Annotated in this window: 22 protein-coding genes; 13 read left to right on the forward strand and 9 right to left on the reverse strand. The window is 62.1% G+C overall.

Features of this window, described 5'->3' with window-relative positions:
- Window positions 1-6: 6 nt before the first annotated feature.
- The 11 genes from malQ to N2597_RS28375 all read left to right on the forward strand — a co-directional run bounded on the left by malQ (window position 7) and on the right by N2597_RS28375 (window position 5485).
- The gene (gene malQ / locus N2597_RS28325; protein ID WP_183602100.1) at window positions 7-1914 is read left to right on the forward strand and encodes a 4-alpha-glucanotransferase; all 1908 of its coding nucleotides are present in this window, start codon (window positions 7-9) and stop codon (window positions 1912-1914) included.
- A 17-nt stretch (window positions 1915-1931) separates the two neighbouring features.
- On the forward strand, window positions 1932-2132 hold the full coding sequence (locus N2597_RS28330; protein WP_096763177.1) for a hypothetical protein: 201 nt from the start codon (window positions 1932-1934) through the stop codon (window positions 2130-2132).
- A gap of 98 nt (window positions 2133-2230) precedes the next feature.
- A complete protein-coding gene (locus N2597_RS28335) occupies window positions 2231-2446 on the forward strand; it encodes a hypothetical protein (RefSeq protein ID WP_040141785.1) in 216 nt (71 codons plus the stop codon).
- Window positions 2447-2457: 11 nt separating this feature from the next.
- Window positions 2458-2640, forward strand: coding sequence for a hypothetical protein (locus N2597_RS28340; RefSeq protein ID WP_040112185.1), 183 nt, complete (start codon window positions 2458-2460; stop codon window positions 2638-2640).
- Between the two features lie 9 nt (window positions 2641-2649).
- A complete protein-coding gene (locus N2597_RS28345) occupies window positions 2650-2838 on the forward strand; it encodes a hypothetical protein (RefSeq protein WP_040112184.1) in 189 nt (62 codons plus the stop codon).
- A gap of 80 nt (window positions 2839-2918) precedes the next feature.
- Complete coding sequence (locus tag N2597_RS28350; RefSeq protein ID WP_167482290.1) at window positions 2919-3080, forward strand: hypothetical protein; 162 nt, start codon at window positions 2919-2921, stop codon at window positions 3078-3080.
- A 134-nt stretch (window positions 3081-3214) separates the two neighbouring features.
- Window positions 3215-3622, forward strand: a complete 408-nt coding sequence (locus tag N2597_RS28355; RefSeq protein WP_096763178.1) for a hypothetical protein — start codon at window positions 3215-3217, stop codon at window positions 3620-3622.
- A gap of 255 nt (window positions 3623-3877) precedes the next feature.
- Window positions 3878-4108, forward strand: a complete 231-nt coding sequence (locus tag N2597_RS28360; RefSeq protein WP_040112537.1) for a hypothetical protein — start codon at window positions 3878-3880, stop codon at window positions 4106-4108.
- Between the two features lie 99 nt (window positions 4109-4207).
- On the forward strand, window positions 4208-4471 hold the full coding sequence (locus N2597_RS28365; protein WP_009989019.1) for a hypothetical protein: 264 nt from the start codon (window positions 4208-4210) through the stop codon (window positions 4469-4471).
- A 128-nt stretch (window positions 4472-4599) separates the two neighbouring features.
- The gene (locus N2597_RS28370) at window positions 4600-5103 is read left to right on the forward strand and encodes a hypothetical protein (protein ID WP_040141781.1); all 504 of its coding nucleotides are present in this window, start codon (window positions 4600-4602) and stop codon (window positions 5101-5103) included.
- Between the two features lie 130 nt (window positions 5104-5233).
- Window positions 5234-5485, forward strand: a complete 252-nt coding sequence (locus tag N2597_RS28375) for a hypothetical protein (protein ID WP_040141779.1) — start codon at window positions 5234-5236, stop codon at window positions 5483-5485.
- A 77-nt stretch (window positions 5486-5562) separates the two neighbouring features.
- Here the strand turns inward: N2597_RS28375 and N2597_RS28380 are convergent, their stop codons facing one another.
- Window positions 5563-6291 (reverse strand): endonuclease/exonuclease/phosphatase family protein, encoded by a 729-nt coding sequence (locus tag N2597_RS28380; RefSeq protein WP_183602201.1) that lies wholly within the window; start codon window positions 6289-6291, stop codon window positions 5563-5565.
- A gap of 123 nt (window positions 6292-6414) precedes the next feature.
- On the opposite strand from N2597_RS28380, the gene N2597_RS28385 reads away from it, so the two are divergent.
- Window positions 6415-7377, forward strand: coding sequence for a lysylphosphatidylglycerol synthase domain-containing protein (locus tag N2597_RS28385; protein WP_086156641.1), 963 nt, complete (start codon window positions 6415-6417; stop codon window positions 7375-7377).
- On the opposite strand, the gene N2597_RS28390 is transcribed toward N2597_RS28385, so the two are convergent.
- Window positions 7324-8835 carry a phospholipase D-like domain-containing protein gene (locus N2597_RS28390; RefSeq protein WP_077989124.1) on the reverse strand — a complete coding sequence of 504 codons (1512 nt, stop codon included), beginning with the start codon at window positions 8833-8835 and terminating at the stop codon, window positions 7324-7326. The two genes, N2597_RS28385 and N2597_RS28390, sit on opposite strands and share 54 nt — an antisense overlap.
- A 90-nt stretch (window positions 8836-8925) precedes the next feature.
- On the opposite strand from N2597_RS28390, the gene N2597_RS28395 reads away from it, so the two are divergent.
- Window positions 8926-10176: a DUF763 domain-containing protein gene (locus N2597_RS28395; RefSeq protein ID WP_077989125.1), complete on the forward strand. Its 1251-nt coding sequence runs from the start codon at window positions 8926-8928 to the stop codon at window positions 10174-10176.
- A gap of 3 nt (window positions 10177-10179) precedes the next feature.
- Here the strand turns inward: N2597_RS28395 and N2597_RS28400 are convergent, their stop codons facing one another.
- From N2597_RS28400 to N2597_RS28430, 7 genes are all read right to left on the reverse strand, one after another.
- The gene (locus N2597_RS28400; protein WP_009991732.1) at window positions 10180-11097 is read right to left on the reverse strand and encodes a DMT family transporter; all 918 of its coding nucleotides are present in this window, start codon (window positions 11095-11097) and stop codon (window positions 10180-10182) included.
- Between the two features lie 202 nt (window positions 11098-11299).
- A complete protein-coding gene (locus tag N2597_RS28405; protein WP_183602098.1) occupies window positions 11300-12043 on the reverse strand; it encodes an ABC transporter ATP-binding protein in 744 nt (247 codons plus the stop codon).
- Window positions 12040-12894: an ABC transporter ATP-binding protein gene (locus N2597_RS28410; RefSeq protein ID WP_096770542.1), complete on the reverse strand. Its 855-nt coding sequence runs from the start codon at window positions 12892-12894 to the stop codon at window positions 12040-12042. The genes N2597_RS28405 and N2597_RS28410 overlap by 4 nt, the downstream gene beginning before the upstream one ends.
- A complete protein-coding gene (locus N2597_RS28415) occupies window positions 12891-13826 on the reverse strand; it encodes an ABC transporter permease (protein WP_183602096.1) in 936 nt (311 codons plus the stop codon). Before N2597_RS28415 ends, N2597_RS28410 begins: the two co-directional genes overlap by 4 nt.
- Window positions 13827-13830: 4 nt before the next feature.
- A complete protein-coding gene (locus N2597_RS28420) occupies window positions 13831-14925 on the reverse strand; it encodes an ABC transporter permease (RefSeq protein ID WP_183602094.1) in 1095 nt (364 codons plus the stop codon).
- Between the two features lie 5 nt (window positions 14926-14930).
- Window positions 14931-16517 (reverse strand): ABC transporter substrate-binding protein, encoded by a 1587-nt coding sequence (locus N2597_RS28425; RefSeq protein WP_183602092.1) that lies wholly within the window; start codon window positions 16515-16517, stop codon window positions 14931-14933.
- 62 nt (window positions 16518-16579) lie between these two features.
- Complete coding sequence (locus N2597_RS28430; RefSeq protein ID WP_040141764.1) at window positions 16580-17530, reverse strand: dihydrodipicolinate synthase family protein; 951 nt, start codon at window positions 17528-17530, stop codon at window positions 16580-16582.
- Between the last annotated feature and the right edge of the window lie 18 nt (window positions 17531-17548).

The raw sequence follows: 17548 nt of genomic DNA on the forward strand, positions 1-17548 counted from the left end.
TGAACCATGAAGCCCGCGGAGCTCGACAGGCTTGCCCAGTGGTACGGCATCAGCCCGACGAGGCCGAGCCCCGACGGTCGAGAGGTGTCGATCTCCAGAGAGACGAAGCGCAAGATATTGTCGGCGCTGAAGGTCGACCTGACGGCAGTCGTTGATCACGGGCGGGGCAAGGCGCGGCGGGAGCCGAAGCCGGCGGTGGAAAAAATCGCAATGTCATACCTGCCGGACTTTTTATCCGGCACGCGGATCTGGGGCATCAGCCTGCAGCTCTACGAACTTCGTTCGGCGCGCAACTGGGGCATAGGAGACTTCGAAGATCTGGTCGTTATGGCGGATCTGGCGGGATCGCTCGGCGCCGATTTCGTCGGCCTCAATCCGCTTCATGCGCCGTTCCTTGCCGATCCCGGCCGCTGCAGTCCCTATGAACCGTCGAGCCGCCAGCATCTCAACCCGCTCTATATCGCCGTTGACCGCCTCCCCGGTTTTATCCTGAGTCGAAAGCTCGAACGGAAGCTGGAGAGGCTTCGCCGGGCCGATCTCGTCGATTATGCGCAGGTGGCTGAGGTCAAGCTTCAGGCGCTGCGGGATCTCTGGCCGGGCTGGCGGGTACGGAGCGCAGTCGACAAGGCTTATGCTCCCGCGGATTTCGACGCCTTCGTGGCGCGAGGCGGCGACGGCCTGCGGCGGCACGCTCTGTTCGAATGCCTGTCGCTTTCGATGGTCGAGCGCGGCGCGGGCGCCGGCTGGCAGGCATGGCCCGCAGATTTTCAGCGTGCCGACAGCGAAGCCGTCGCAGAATTCGAGCGCGATCATGAAGATGATGTGCTATTCCATATGTGGCTGCAATGGCTCGCCCACCGGCAGATGATGCAGGCGGCGGAGCGGGCGCTGAAGGCCGGCATGCGGATCGGGCTCTATCTCGATCTTGCCGTTGGCGAGGCAGTCGACGGCTCCGCGACATGGAGCGAACCAGAGGTCTATATTTCCGAAGCCACCATCGGCAGTCCTCCAGATCCCTTCGCCGTCGACGGGCAGGACTGGCATCTTGCCGGCTATCTGCCTTCCAGGATCGCATCGGGGAAAACTTCTCCCTTTCGTCGTATGGTGAGTGCCGCCATGCGCTACGCTGGCGCGATCCGCATCGACCATGCCCCGGCGCTCCGGCGCCTCTTTCTGGTGCCGCTCGGCAGTAGCGCGGCGGGCGGCGGCTATGTGCGCTATCCCCAGGACCGGCTCCTGCAGATCCTTGCCGAGACGTCCGCCGAGCATCGATGCCTCGTCATCGGCGAAGCCTTGGGAATCATCCCTGAAGACCTGCCCGACGATCTGGCGGCGGCCAGAATTCTCTCCTATCGGATCCTCTCCTATGAACAGGACGAAGGCGGTTTTAAGCCGGCGGATGCCTATCCCGTTCTTGCCTTGGCATGCATCTCGACGCACGATCACCAGACCCTGGCCGGCTGGTGGCGCGGCTCCGACATTCAGGACCGGCGCGAGCACGGCATTGTCCCGACCGATCTCACCGAAAAACATCTCGAACACCGCAAGCGCGAGCGGACAAGCTTGAAGGCGGCACTCCGGGCCGCCGGTCTCGGTCTGCCGCAACGTCTTGACGCAAGGGCAAGTCGGGAGGCGCTGAGGGAACTAACCGTCAGCGCCTATCGCTTCATCGCCAGAAGCCCGTCACTCCTCGTCGCGGTTCGCCTTGCCGATCTCACAGACGAGAAAAGCCCGACCAACATTCCGGGCACCAGCGACAGCTATCCAAATTGGAAGCCGAAGCTGTCGATTTCGCTCGAGGACCTGATGTCGAGTCCGCTCGTCAAGCGTGTGACGGCGGCGATGCGCGAGGAAAGGCCGCAAAATCGTATGGCAAGGGAACGAATAGGAAGCCGGCGGATTCTCAATAGATAGAAAAAGGGATCGCCGAAATGAGTTCCAAGAAACAACTGGTCGAAGTCGCGGTGGATACCGAAGAAGGGCGTGTCCCTCTCGGCATCATGAACGCCAAGCAGGCGCTCGAGCTTCCCGATGATCTCGATGTTGAAGTATCGCATCCCGATCACGATCCGGGCAGCACCGACGTTTTCATCCAGAAGGACGAGTTGCGACGGCATCTCGACGAACGCTAGAGCCAGTTGGCCAGCGGCGGGTCGTCGCGTCATTTGCTCTCGATCCCGGAACCTCGGCCGATCTGCATTGTTTGATACGATGAATTAAGGAGAACGTCATGGCACATGCCGACCGGAAACATATCGGCGCTGGCGCAAAGGGAAAAGGTGATGGCAGCGGCGCCATGACCGACCTTAACGAAGAGCAGCTTCCCGAAAACAAGGTCCTGTCGAACCGCGATAAAACGCAACACTCTAAGGAGCGCGGTCTGGACGGCAAGACCATTCAGACCGAGCAATATATGGATCACAGTTCCAACCGAGACCCTGACTGAGGAGAGGCGCGATGAGCAGCAGGCTACCTCCAATTCCAGCGGGCAACGTCAGCAGCAAGGGTGCAGGCAAGCCGCTGAAGACCAAAGCAGAAGACGCCGCAATGGCAAGCGGCGGCGAAGACCCGGATAAGAAGGGTCAGCAGGGCAACAGCAAGATCAATACCAGCCATCAGGGCCATCAGCAGGATCGCTAGGAGGCATCGATGTCCACATCCAAGAAGAGCGCCGCGACCATCCGCCAGGGCGGCCCGGGGGCTTCGCATGAAAATGCCAAGGCTCCGCTCGACATTCCGAAGCCGGCGGCGGAGCCGGACAAGCGCACGCAAAGCAAGGTCTCCGGCGGTGGCGGCGAGCATGATCGCCATCATGGCCACGACCCGCAGCGGAAGTGAGGGGCAGACATAGCGGCGGAACCTGATCAGTCGAAAGATGGTCCGTCGTTTCACATGATCAACATGATGGAAAACAGACCATGACGACCGCATTCATCCTTGTTGCATTGGCTCTCATCGTTATCTACGCCGGCCCGACATTGCTGTTTATCTGCGTCGGTTATGCCGACTACATGATGGAGCGGCGCAGACACTTGTTGGCTTTGAAGCACGCGGTAAGGCGTCGCAGCGATAAGTTTTAGGCGTCCGACAACATCATTGCCGGCGCAAGCGCTAGGCAGACTGCGCGTGTCGCGACATGCGCTGTCAATCGATCATCAAAGCAGTTCTCGTGGAGGACCGCGAGGTCGGAACGTTGATGTGAGGAGATGTGAAAATGCCGCGGCGCAAGAGCAGTGAGACGACAAATCTGGAAACCAGCGGAGCCAAGATCGGCGAACCGGTGCCGAAAGCCATTATCGACGTCAACACCGCATCCGTCGGCATCCCCCGCCAGCCCGAAGAGGACCTGCGAGCAGAACTGAGCTCGCTGCGGAAACAGATTGGCATGCTCCAGCAGCAGGTCCTGGGCGCCGGGCGATTGGCGAAGGACCGCGCCGGAAAAGCGATCCATCAGACCAAAGCAGTGGTCAAACACCATCCGCTTTCAACGGTTTTGCTCGTGGCTGCTGTCGCGGGTGTGTTCGCCTTTGCCTCATATCACGTCTCCTCGCCGCGTCGTCGCGAGCCATCCGCCTTGCGAGATTTTAGAGACTTCTACGACAGGATGCGCGAGCGGATCTGACAAGATTTCAGGATTGTCAGCATCGCGATTTTGCCCGACGCTGCACTGATTGCCTGAATTGCGCAGCAACCCGACGTCTAAGTGGCTGTTCCAAAATAGTTTTCCTATCACGGATCGGCATGTCACGCCGATGTCACGCGACCGTGGAGGCAATATGTGCTTGATTGGGGCGTTCGGCGCTTCCGATATCCAGGCCGGGTGACCTGGAACTAGGAAAATGAGGGGCAGGGGCGCTATTATCGTTGGGGCATGGCGATGACTTTGGAGACCTCCGGGCAGATATCAGAGCCCGACGAATTCGTATTTCCGGTTCACACCCGGACGATCGCGCAGATACGCTATGATATTCTTGGGCAAGTCATGACGGTCGTCTATCATGACGGCCGCTCGCGCACCTCTACCGGCATACAGGGCCCGGCGATGTTGAGAATCCTCGCCCAGCGTCCACTGGAGCGCTCGCCGTTTCTGTTGCGAACGGTCATCTGATAAAGAAATCGGCGCATCCGCAGCTAAATCGTGCTCATGGTGCATCCATTTCCTGGGAACTGCGTTCATCCTCGATAGCCAGTCTATGGAGGGAAGACGATGACCTTTCCACGGCCGAAAGCCGAAGCTCCCGCTCAGCGCTTCGAAGAAGCGCGCGCTGCTGCACGCGACGCTTTGGAAAAACTGATTGCAGCCGCCAATGAAGCCGGATGGGGGACCGAGGAAATCTCGGTCGCATTCGTCGAGGCCGCACGGTTTTTGAGCGAAGCCAACAGAAAAGATCCCGATCCTGCCGACGATCCCATCATCAGCGACGTTCCAGGCAAGCGGGAGCAGATTGGACATGGCGAGCTTTTTGATTAGAGCAAATCCAGCAGAAGCTTGCAGCTTTTTCGGCAACGAAGGCATGGGCCCCGTAGCGGCCACGTCGGCGAGTGGGATCAATTTGAGCCATCGGGCGTTCTGCGGTGAGGAAACACGGGAGACGCATCATGTTCAAGAACGAATCCGGCACGGGCGCGGACGATAGGCTAGACGACGCCGGCATCCCGCTGGCAAACAGAGAAGAGGCGGACATCAATCCTGACCTCCTCAGACGCGAGGGTTTTGCGAGCGAGGCCGAATACCGCGCCTACCTCGCCACGCTTGGCCAAGAGATTCCGTTCGACGCCTATGTGGTGGAAACCGTCGAGATCTCCGAAGGGCATGTTCTGGAAGGCCGTCTGCGGGAGTTGCGGGAAGAGCTCGAAAACCTCCAGGCCCGTCTGCACGTGATCAGGCGACAGGCCGCGACCGTCTTGACCGAAAATGCCCGCTGGGCCGATGCCAGCGCCCATGCGCAACTCGGTGACCGGCCGTGGCTCAAGCTGGCCGGCGCGATGGCGGCGGCCTTCGTCGTTACCAGGGGTCTCCGGCGATTGCCTCTCGGGACTGTGGCGACTACGGCGCTGCCCCTGGCCGCCGCCGCGATCAACCGGAAGCTCGCCAGAAATTGATGTCCGAAGGCCAGAGCATGATGCCGAAAAGTGTGAGCGGTTTTCGGACGACATCATGCTCTAGGCTGAAAGAGCGCCATCTTCTCGCCGAAGTGTTTGTGCCATCTTACTGTCTGGAAGGGAGATGAACATGGCTGGACATGACGACCGCTATGTCGAGATCACGACGCGTCTTCGCTCGATGCGGTCGTTCTGCGACTTCCTCTCACAGGGTGGAACCGTCCGCGTCGCCTTGTCGGACGGTGGACCCTACAAGGACGTCACCGCCATTCTGCTGGAGCGGAATCGCCAGGAGGCGGAAGCGCTCGCCCGCACCCGCAGGCAGCTTTATCCCGACCTCGCAGACGAAGATGTGACGCCGCCACTCTACAGCCGTCACTGACCTTCCTCAAGCATCTGCCACGCTACGCCTGTCCGTTTCCTCCAGCTGGAACTGATCGATCAGTTGCAGAAGTGTCCTCAAGCAAAACTGATTTCGGCAAAGAGAGGGAGATGGTCCGAGGCGACCCTCGTCAGCCGATTTTGCAGGACAGTGGCTCTTTTGACGACTAGGTCGTCGGTGACGAAAATGTGGTCGAGGCGCATCAGCGGGTAGCGGGAGGGAAAGGTCGCTCTTGGTGCGGCCTTGCCTCCAAGCAGGGCGTCCTTCAATGACCGCGTGGCAAGCCGGTACGTCGCCGATGACGGAATGGCATTGAAATCGCCGCAGAGAATGCAGGGAAGAGGTTCGTCCTTGGTGCCGCGCAGCCAGCCCGAATTCAAGAGCGTCGTCATCTGCCGGATGCGGTCGCGCCCGCGAAGGCCGAGATGAGTGTTGACGACCAGCAGCTTCCTGTCGCCGACCAGGACTTCGACCGAAAGCGCGCCGCGCTGTTCGCCGATCGATGGCAGCGGACCGGCCTTGACCGCAGCGGTCGGCAGCGCCGTGATGATCGCATCGCCATATTGTTCTTCGGCAACCGATAGCGCCGGATGAAAATGAGCCTGCATCTTCAGCAGCGAGGCGATGAGGTGGGCCTGATCGACGCCGCCGGTCCGACGTCTCAGGACATCGACTTCCTGCAGGGCGATGATATCGGCTCCAGCCTCGGCAATGACCGACGCGATGCGGCCGGGGTCGAGCTTCCGGTCGTTGCCGATGCAGCTGTGCACGTTATAGGACAGGAGTTTGATCGATTTATCCGGCATAGACCCGCTCAAGCTGGTCTCCCCACAAGAGACAGGACTCGTACTCTGGTGGGGAACACAAAACTCTTTTGATCGTTCCAGATGATCGAGCCATGGCGCTCGCACTTCGAAAACGGACAATCGATGAGTCTGAAAAAGGTAATCTGGAAAGGACTGCTCGTTGCCGCCCTTTGTATCGCGGGCTTTCTTCTCTATCGGATCTTCCGCCAGTACAGCCTGGAGCAGGTCGTTCAATCGGTCCGCAGCATACCCTTTGCGACCTTTTGCACAGCACTTCTGTTTGCGGCGGCATCCTATCTGTGCCTGAGCTGTTTCGACTATCTGGCGATCCGCTCGCTCGGCAAATCCCTGCCTTACCGGAAGATCGTGCTCGCCTCCTTCATCAGCCTTTCGCTCGGCCACAATATCGGATTTGCGGGGCTGAGCAGCGGCGCCTTCCGCTATCGTTTCTATTCCCGCTGGGGCCTGAGGGCCGAGGACGTGGCGAAGATTATCCTGTTCTGCGGCGTCACCGTCGGCCTTGGCTTGATCACACTCGGTGGCCTTGCCCTGATCGTCAATCCCGGCGATGCCGCGCGTCTGCTGCGCATCGACCCAGCGAGCACTCGGCTATTCGGTCTGCTAGCGCTGGCCGTGCCGGTCGTCTATGCCGGGCTGGCGTTTTTTATCCGCCGCCGGCTGCGGCTCTGGCGCTGGTCGTTGCAGCTGCCGCGATTTTCGATCGCGGTCGCCCAGGTCGGTGTCGGGACGATCAATTTCATGCTGGTGTCCGCCTGCCTGCACCAGATGCTCACGGTCTTCGGCGACGTTGCCTTCTTCAGGTCGGTTACGGCCTACGTGCTCGCTAATTCCGCGATCCTGGCGACGCATGTCCCGGGCGGTCTCGGCGTACTCGAGGCGACCGTCTCCTATGCCGTGCCGCAGGAGGCATCGATCGGCGCGCTGATTGCATTCCGCTGCGCCTATTTCTTCATTCCGCTGGCGCTCGGCACCACGCTTCTCATCGTCAGCGAAGTGATCTTCCGGCGCCGGTTACGCGGGGCGGATCAGGAGACGGAAGAGCGCGCCGAGGCCCAGTCGATCTAGGAGCCCCAATGGCCGCGCCGGGTCGAAGAGCGCGGTGCCCCTGATCGGCGAAATACTGCCCGAGAGATCGACGGCAAATTCCCGCAAGCCCCGAGGCCCATCATTGAGCTTGTCGACTGCTTGGATGATCGAGCCGCTCTGCGCATAGGCTGCGGCAAAGGTCTCCGTGGTCGTTCCGAGATATTCGGCCAGCAGATGGTGGCGCAGTTCCGCGATTGCGCCGCGATGCTCGTCATTGCCGGCCTCGAGAAGCATGTCGCATTCCGAATCCAATCCCTCCGAACGGTTATTGAGATTGGAGGAGCCGATGCGGATCAGTTCGTCGTCGGCAATGATCAGCTTGGAATGGATGAGCACCTCCACCCCGTCGGCCTTCCTCGGCTCTGACGCCCCGGGCACTGGCGGCCCGGGCACGACGGGGAAATAGACCCTGAACCGGTCGGCACGATCGGCGCGCTTGAGGCGGCGGATGACGCGGTCGCGATTGCCGCCCATGAAGAGCTTTTCGATCAGGCCATGGGAAAGACGTGTGCAGATGACGACGATCTCGGGGCCATCTTCCTCCTGCAGCCGCGCGGCGAGGGCGTCAGCGACGCGGAAGGAGGCAAGATATTGCGCTTCGATGTAAAGCTGCCGCCGTGCCCGGGCGATGATATCGAGAGTCGAGGCGATGCCATCGCTGATTCCGGCGCGGAAAGTGGTCGCCGGCTCCGTCAGCACGAAGCTCACGGGGATCTGCTTCAGCGAAACGGCAACATCGCGCGGCCATGTGAAAGGGAAGCTCTCGGCAAGCGGTCCATGCTTTTCGCCGGTGGCCCTTTCCCAGCGCCGCCGTGCGATATCGCCGATCAGCCTGGCCGCGTCGCCGGTGACCATCGCCTGAACGTCATGCAGCGGATCGTAGGACACGCCTTCGGGGTCGCGTCGCAATGCCTCCCTTGCCCGGTGGCGTCTCGTATCCCACCGCCGCGATGTCAGGTCCATGCCGCCGATGAAGGCGACGGCGTCGTCGATACAGACGAGTTTCTGATGGTGGCAGCCGCGCACCGTGTTTTGAAGATCGAAGCGCAGATCGATCCCGGCATTCCTCGGGAAGTTTTTCTTGCGAAGCACCTGCAGAGATTTGTCCGAATAGATCGGCCCGAGCGCCCAGATGAGGATGCGTATTTCAAGTGCCGGATTTGCCGCCGCCAGGGCATGCAGTAGGTCTGCCAATGTTTCGTCGGATTTTTCGGGCTCCATCCGGATGTCCGGATTGAAATCCCACCCGACGATCCAGACACTGCGCCGCGCCTGCCGCAGCGTGCGCGCCAGCTCGGCGAAATACTGGTTGCCATTGATCAGGAAGGCCGCTTTTTCGGCGTAGCCTTCGAGTTCCTGTTTTTCACCGCCGCCTGGCTGTTGCGCTTTTGTTCTAAGCAGGTAGGGTTGATTGAGCATGGTTTCTAACGCGGTCATGGTTGCCTCGGCTTTTCGACTGAAAGCAAACGCCCGGGACTTTCCCGAGTTCCCGATCGTAGCCGGCGATGGAAAATGTAAGGAAAAGAAATGTCAAAGCGAGCAGGCAGCGCTGATCTTCCCCTCCACGGGGGACGTGTGCCGCATTGGCTCGGCGAACGGATGACACGGCTCGGCACGCTGATCGCCGAGGCGATCGTTCATCACTACGGCCGCGATGAGTTTCTGCGCCGGCTCGCTCACCCTTTCTGGTTCCAGTCCTTCGGTGCGGTCATGGGCATGGACTGGCATTCGTCCGGCATCACCACAAGCGTTCTCGGCGCCTTGAAGCGCGGGCTGAAACCGCGCGCCGGCGAACTCGGCCTGCATGTTTGCGGCGGACGCGGCCAGCACTCGCGTAAGACGCCGCAGGAGCTCGTGTCGATCGGCGAGCGCGTCGGCCTTAACGGGGAGGGGCTGGCGACGACCAGCCGTCTGATCGCCAAGGTCGACAGTGCCGCCCTTCAGGATGGGTTCGACCTTTATCTCCACGGCTTCATCGTCGCCGACGATGGTCATTGGGTGGTCGTACAGCAGGGCATGAATGGCGACCGGCGGCAGGCCCGGCGCTATCATTGGCTATCCGAAGGCTTGGAGAGTTTCCTCGACTCACCGCATGCGGCGATCGAGGGACGGAGCCAGGGCGAGATCGTCAATCTCGCCGACAGGCGCGCCGAGCGCTCGCGGCAAGGGCAGCTCGATCTGCTGGCGACCCTCGGTCCCGACAGGATCGTCCGCGAGGCGGCCGCGCTGCAACGCGCCGAGCAACCTGAGCCCGCGGTCGACGAACAGCCGATGCTGCCGCACCTGATCATGCCCGCCCATCACGATGTCCGCGAGAGCGATGTCAATATGCGTCGTCTGCATGGCAATCTCGCCGCGGCGGCCGATCGCGGGCCAGCTGATTTTCAGGAACTGCTGCTCGTTCCCGGTGTCGGCGCACGCACGGTGAAGGCGCTGGCGATGGTGGCGGAAGTCGTCCACGGTGCGCCCTGTCGTTTCTCCGACCCGGCGCGCTTCTCGATCGCCCATGGCGGCAAGGACCGCCACCCGTTCCCGGTCCCGCTCAAGGTTTACGACGAGACGATCGGCGTGATGAAATCGGCGGTGCTGAAGGGCAAGCTTGGACGGGAGGAGGAGTTGCAGGCGCTGAAGCGCCTGGATGAGCAATCCCGGCAGATGGAACGTTATGTGACCGGCCCCGACCTCAAGGAAATCATCGCAGGCGAGTTCCGTCAATCCGCCGATTTCGGCGGGCGCAGCGTCTTCGGCTGGGAAGCCCCGCTGGCGGGTAAAGACTGACGGTTAGTGCCCATCCGGCGGGACGGCTTCGGCCGGCACCGTCTCTTTCAAATTCTTCCGGTGGAAGATGAAGAGCCCGGCAAAGACGATGATGGCGGCGCCGATGACGATCTGCATGTCGGGAATATCGTTGAAGAAGATGTAGCCGAGCACGATCGCCCAGAGCAGCAGCGTATATTGCAACGGCGCCAGCAGCGATGCCGGTGCGAGCTTCAGCGAGCGGGTGATGAGCAGATGCGCGCAGGTGGCGACGATCCCAAGCAGCAGCATGCCCGACCAATCGACCGGTGTTGCCGGCTGCCAGTGGCCGATGCTTAGGCCGATGCCGGTGACAAGGGCGGCGACCGTCTGCCAGGTTACCAGCGTCGTGTCGCTGGTCGAGCGCAGATAGCGGCTCATGACCAGCGACAGGGCAAAGCAGAAGCTGCCCGCAAGGCCGAAGAAGGACGGAAGCGATAGCATCGCCGTCGACGGGCGCAGCGCAATGACGACGCCTGCGAAGCCGATCAGAACGGCGAGCCACCGGCGCCAGCCGATCTTTTCTCCGAGAAAGAAATGCGAGAGTGCCGCTATGTAGATCGGCCCCGCCATATAGAAGGTCATGACGTCTGCGAGCGGCAAATAGGCGACGGCGGCATAGAACAGGGCGACATCGCCGGTCGCCATGGCCACCCGCATGAACTGCAGGCCCTTCTGCTCGACGCGGAACAAGGCCCTCGGCCCTTGCCGTGCGATCATCGGTCCGAGCACGATGAAAGCGCCGAGCGAGCGGATCACCAGCACCTGGCCGACGGCAAAGCTGGACATCAACCACTTGCCCATTGCATCGTTCAGCGCAAACAGCAAATCGCCGAGCAGCATCAGTACGACGCCCGTCATGATCAGGTTTCCTGTATTGGCGACGGCCGTCTTGGTCTTCATTCCCGGATCCTCACAAAAATGGCCGCGCATGCGCGGCCGAATGCGGCTTCGGCCTTAACAAGGCCGATGTCAAGTGTTCACTTGTGTACAGACGGCGGTCGGCCGGCGTGGAAAGAGCATGCCAAGGCTGAACCGCTGGCGGTCATCGCCGAGCGAAGCGGTCGTTACTAGGATTGCAAGCCGTCTCTTGTCTGGAGGGGAGCTAACCCCTGCCATACATCCGGCTCGCCCGCAGCAGGCGTTGCGAATAGGGATGTTCGACCGCGCCTCTTCGCAAGGCCCCTATATCGACCTGTTCGACGATCTCGCCCGCTTCCATGATGGCGACGCGGCTGCACATGTGGGAGACGACGGCAAGATCGTGGCTGACGAGGAGATAGGTGAGGCCGCGCTCCCTGCGCAGGTCCTGCAGCAGATTGAGGATCTCGGCCTGGACCGACACATCGAGCGCCGACGTCGGCTCGTCAAGAAGCAGGACATCAGGGTTCAGCATCAGGGCACGGGCGATCGCCACGCGCTGCCGCTGCCCGCCGGAGAGCTGATGCGGAAACCGGTAGCTGAGCGCCGGGTCGAGGCCGACCGATCGCAGCACGGCGTTCGCATCGACGGAGTTTCGGTCCAAGCCCTGGTTGCGCAGCGGCTCCTGCAGTTGCGAGCGGATGGTCTTGCGCGGGTGAAGCGAGCCATAAGGGTCCTGGAACACCATCTGCACCCGCCGATAGAACGGCCGGCTGCGCTGGCGCTCCAGCGCCTCGCCGTTGAGGACGATGCGACCGTCATAATTGGCGTTGAGGCCGGAAAGCGCCCGGAGAACCGTGGACTTGCCGCAGCCGGATTCGCCGACCAAACCGAAGGCCGTGCCGTTCTCGATGGCGAGGTTCACATCCTTGACGACAGGCCGCTGGCCGTGCCCGAAGCGGATGGTGAGATTGTCGATCCGGATCATCGTGGCGCCTCCGCGAAGTCATTCAGCCACGCGGGATCGCGCTTCAGGATCGGCAGCCGGGCGGGCGGATCCTCGATCGTCGGCAGCGAGGCGAGCAGGCCCTGCGTATACGGGTGCCTCGCCTTGTCGAGATCGCGCGCCTCCAGCACTTCCACGACGCGGCCGGCATACATGATGAGGACGCGGTCGCAGAAATTGCGGATGAGGTTGAGGTCGTGGCTGATGAAGATCAGGCCGAGATTGCGGCGTGAAACGAGTTCGTCGAGCAGTGCCAGGATCTCGAGCCTTACAGTTACGTCAAGCGCGGAGGTCGGCTCGTCGGCGATCAGCACCTCTGGTTCGGCAATCAGCATCATGGCGATCATCACGCGCTGGCCCATCCCGCCGGATATTTCGTGCGGATAGAGGCGGGCAACGCGCTCGGGATCGCGGATCTGCACGGCTTCGAGCATGTCGAGCGCCTGGGCGTAGGTCTTTTTCGCGCTCACCTTGGGATGATGGAAGCGGTAGGTCTCGGCGATCTGTTCGCCGATCCGCATAACGGGATTGAGCGAATATTTCGGGTCCTGCAGGATGAGGCCGATCCGCCGCCCGCGGATCGTCATCATCGTCCGCTCATTCGCCTTGAGGAGATCCACATCTCGGAAGAGCATTCGCTCGGCGCTGACCTGTGCTGTTGGCGGCAGCAGTTTCATGATTGCCCGGCCGACTGTGGATTTGCCCGATCCGGATTCGCCGACGATGCCGAGCTTTTCCTGGCCGAGCGCAAAGCTCACGCCGCGCACCGCGCGCATGTGGCCGCCGCCATAGGCGATTTCGAGATTGCGGATGTCGATCAGGGGCTGCGTCATTCCGAACCTCTCGGGTCGAGTACGTCGCGCAGCGTATCGCCGACGAGATTGAAGGCGAGGCTGACGAGGGCGATGGCGATGCCGGGCGCGGCGATCACCCAGGGGCTATCGAGCATGAATTCGCGGCCGCTGGCGGCCATCGAACCCCATTCCGGCCATGGCGGCTGTGCGCCGAGGCCGAGAAAGCCGAGACCGGCAGCGGTGATGATGATGCCGGCCATGTTGAGCGTGACGCGCACGATCACCGAGGGAATGCACATCGGCAGGATGTGGCGTGTGATGATGGCGATCGACGTTGCGCCCTGCAGGCGCACGGCGGCGATATAATCGGCCTTGCGCAGGCTGAGCGTTTCGGCGCGCGCCAGTCGCGCGATTGGCGGCCAGGCCGTCAGCGAAATGGCGATGATCGCATTGGTGATGCCGGGCCCGAGAGCGGCGGCAAAGCCGAGCGCCAGCACCAGCCCGGGGAAGGAGAGGAAGATATCGGTGATGCGCATCAGGATTTCGTCGACGATTCCGCCGAAATAGCCCGAAAAGGTGCCGATCAGCAGGCCGAGCGGCGCGACGATGATCGTGACCAGCATGATGATGTAGAGCGTCGTGCGGGCGCCGTAGATCACCCGCGCAAAGACGTCGCGGCCGAAATTGTCGGTGCCGAGCCAATGTTCGGCGGAAGGCGGCGCAAGCCGCCCTGCCATGTCCTGAACGATCGGATCGTAGCTCGTCAGCAGGGGAGCGGCTATCGCCACGACGATCAGCAGCACGATGATGACGAGGCCAGCGAGCCCGAGCGGATGCAGGCTGAATTTCTGCCAGCCCTGATGGATCTGCTGCGCCGACGACTGGAACCAGCCCTGAGGCTCGGGCGCGTGCAGCCAGTTGCGAAAGCCGCCGGCATGGGTGGTCTCTGCGTCTTCGGTAGAGATCGTCATGGCGTCACCGTGTTCTCGGATCAAGGATGCGATAGAGGACGTCAGACAGGATGTTGATGGTCAGGAAGACGGCGCCGATCGTCAGCACCGAGCCCATCACGACGTTCATGTCGTTCATCTGCAGCCCGCGGGTGAGGTATTGGCCAAGCCCCGGCCAGCCGAAAACCGTCTCGATCAGCACCGCGCCTTCGAGCAGGCCGCCGAAGGTCAGCGCCAGGATCGTCAGGAGCTGCACGCGGATATTGCGGAAGGCATGGCGCCATACGACCTTGCGGGTGCCGAGCCCCTTTGCCCGGGCGGTGATGATATATTCCTGGCTGAGCTGTTCCAGCATGAAGCTTCGCGACATGCGGCTGATATAGGCGACGGAGTAATAGCCGAGGGTTGCCGCCGGCAAGATGATATGGCCGAGCGCATTGTGAAACACCTCCCATTGGCCCTCGATCGCCGCATCGATCAAGAGAAAACCGGTCATCGGCGTGACGAGGCCTTCGTAGAAGACGTCGACCCGGCCCGATGCGCCGACCAGCTTCAGCTTGGCGTAGAAGATGAAGAGCGCCATCAGGCCGGTCCAGAAGATCGGAATGGAATGGCCGGCAAGGGCGACGATGCGGGCGATATGGTCGATGCTCGTCCCACGCCGGACCGCAGCGGTGATGCCCAAGGGAATGCCGACGATCGCTCCGATGATCATGGCGATGATGGCAAGCTCGATGGTAGCCGGAAAGATCGTCATCAGATCGGTCAGGATCGGCTGGCCTGTCGTCGCCGACATGCCGAGGTCGCCGGTGGCGATCTTCCCGACATAGGAGAGGAACTGCATCCAGATCGGCTGCCCGAGGCCGAGCTCGTTATAGACGCGGTCGTAAACCTCCTTGCTGACCTCCGCTCCGGTGATAGCAAGCACCGGGTCGGCAGGCAGCAGGCGGCCCATCGAGAAGGTCAGGAAGAGCAGGCCGAGCAGCGTCGTGACGACGGCGACCACGCGTCCCGCCAGCCGCCGCAGCAGGCTCAGCAGCGGGTGCGGGGCCGCCTCGGCGAACCCGCTCCCTCCCGGCTGGCGGCCCTCCCGCTTCGATGTCAGATCGGCACTCGCCACGCGCTCTACTCCTTGGTCACATCATGCCAGCGCGTCGACCAGGTCGTATGCCCGTGATAATTCTTCACGTTGGCGCGCATGACATAGGGGTCGGTTCGCTGGAAGAAGATGACGAGCGGCGAAGCCATGCCGGCATAGATGCCGTCCATCTTCTTGAAGATGTCGGTGCGCTTTTCGGTGTCGCGCTCCCGCATCGACTGGTCGATGAGCGTGTTGAGCTCGTCCACCTTCATGCCCGTACGCCAGAGATAATAGCTGCCGAGGCGCGCCTCGTCGCTGTTGTCGGGGTTGAAGGCATATTGCGTGGCGACGGCAAAGGGATCGGGCAGGCGGGCGCCGGAATTGCCGAGCAGCACCTCGAACTTGCGCTCGCGGAAGGCGGGCGTGAACTCGCCGGGCACCAGATCGAGATCGAAACCGGCGGCGCGCGCACTCGCCTGCAGCGCTTCAGCGAAGGGCAGGGTTGGGGCTCCCGAGGGATTGAGCACCTTGTTCAGGCCGTTGGGATACCCTGCCTCCGCCAGCAGCGCCTTGGCCTTGGCGGGGTCGTAATCATAACGAACGGCCGCCTCCTCGGGCGCGCCGATCATCCCGCGCGGGACCATCGACTGCCAGGGAAAGCCGGTATAGCGCATGATGTTGCCGGAGATCGCCTTCCAGTCGAAGGCATGCTGGAATGCCTTGCGAACCTTCGGCTTCTGCAGATCGGGGTCTTTCTGGTTGAGGGCGATATAGTAGAACCCGAGCCCCGGGACGTTTTCGATCACCACGTCCTTGTTGGTGGCGAGCGCATCGAGGTCGCCGCTTGCCACATACTGACCGACATCGACGTCGCCGGCTTCGAGCTGGAGCCGGAGATTGCCGGACTCCGGGATGTGGCGGGCGACGACGCGCGCCATGGCCGGCTTGCCGCCCCAATATTTCGGCTGCGCATTGAAAATCGCCACATCGTTCGGACGCCATTGCGCCAGGCTGAACGGGCCGCTGCCGGCGGAATTGGCCGAAAGCCAGGCGCCGCCGAAATCGCCGTTCGCCTCATGCGACAGGACCGTTTTCTTGTCGACGATGCCGATCGACGAGCCGGCCAGCGAATAGAGCACGAGGTCGGTGTTGACGGCCTGCGGCAACTCGATCTCCAGCGTATGCTCATCCTTGGCGCGAACGAGCTTTTCGACGTTGTCTGAAGTAAAACCCCAGGGAGCGATATCGGTGGAGCCGACCTGGCCCATCTTGATGACGCGCTGGATCGACCAGGCCGCATCCTCGGCGGTCACCTTGTTGCCGCTCTGGAAGACCGCATCGTCGCGCAGGGTCAGCGTGATGATCTTGCCGTCGGCCGAAACCTCCCATTTCGTCGCAAGCATCGGCCTCAGCGTCTTGAGGTCGTCGGGCGAGAGTTGCACGAGGTTGTCGTAAAGATTCGAGATCAGCTCGGACACCGTGCGGGCGTTGTTCTGGGCCGGATCGAGCGTCCGGATACCGGTCAGATTCGTTCCGATGACCAGCATGTTGGGCGGCGATGCCGCCAGGCTCGACTGCGCCGCCATCAGGGCGCCGGTAACTGCGATCGTCGTTAATAGCTGTTTCAGCATCTCAAGACCTCCCAATCTCATGGCGCCATCCCGCGCCTGTTGCTTGCAGAAGATTTTCGAACTCAGCCGGCAGCCTTCACGGCCTGCCGGTCCGGTTGCGTTTGAATGTCGCCCTCGGCCTCCCAGCCTCGAAGCAGGCGATGCAGCTCCTGGCGATCATGCTGATCGAGTTGCGGCAATCCCGGCACACGCACCGGCCCTACATCGAGGCCGGAATAGGTGACGGCTTCCTTGACGACCGTCACGTTTGCGCCGTTGCGAAATTTGGTTCGCATCCGCTCGAAGGGTTCGAGCTTGCCGACGATTGCTCTTGCTGCGGCGAAATCGCCCCTCTCAAGTGCGTCGTGGACGGCGAGCGAAAGCTTCGGTGCGACGTTGACGAGGCCTGACGTGAAGCCGCGCGCGCCGGCTGCGGTGAAGGTCGGCGCCCAGCTTTCCGCCAGGCCGCAGACGAACAGCGCACCGTTCGGGTCGGCGGCGGGAATCGCGCGCGACAGCAGCATCAGATCGGTCGTGGCGAATTTTATGCCGGCAATATTACCGTGATTGGCAAGGCGGACGATTTCGGCGACGGTGAATCCCTCGGCCCTGACATAGGCGACGAGCGGCAGGGCCGACGCATCGGCGAGGTTGCAGAAATAATCGATCTGAGCCGAAGGAGCCGCGAAAGGATCGACGGGCTGATGCGACATGACGGCCGATGCGCCGATCGCCGCCGCATCCTTAGCCATGCCGATCGCTTCACGCAGCGAGCGGCCAACCGCCGCCGTCACCGGCGCGCGGCCGTCGACGCCTGCAACCGCCGCTTCGTGGACGATCCGGATCTCCTGCGGCGTCAGAGCATAGAATTCCCCGGTATTGCCGGCTGCGACGATGTTGTGAATGCCCGCCGCAGCCACCCGCGCATAAACCTTCGCCGTAATTCGGGGTTCAACTTCGCCCCCACCGTCATAAGCCGTGACTGGCACGCCCGACACGCCCGTAAGCGCCTTGCGCATGATCGCGATGCTCATTTTTCTACCCCGCTCGCT

Source organism: Rhizobium sophoriradicis (assembly GCF_025200795.1).
Taxonomy (GTDB): domain Bacteria; phylum Pseudomonadota; class Alphaproteobacteria; order Rhizobiales; family Rhizobiaceae; genus Rhizobium; species Rhizobium sophoriradicis.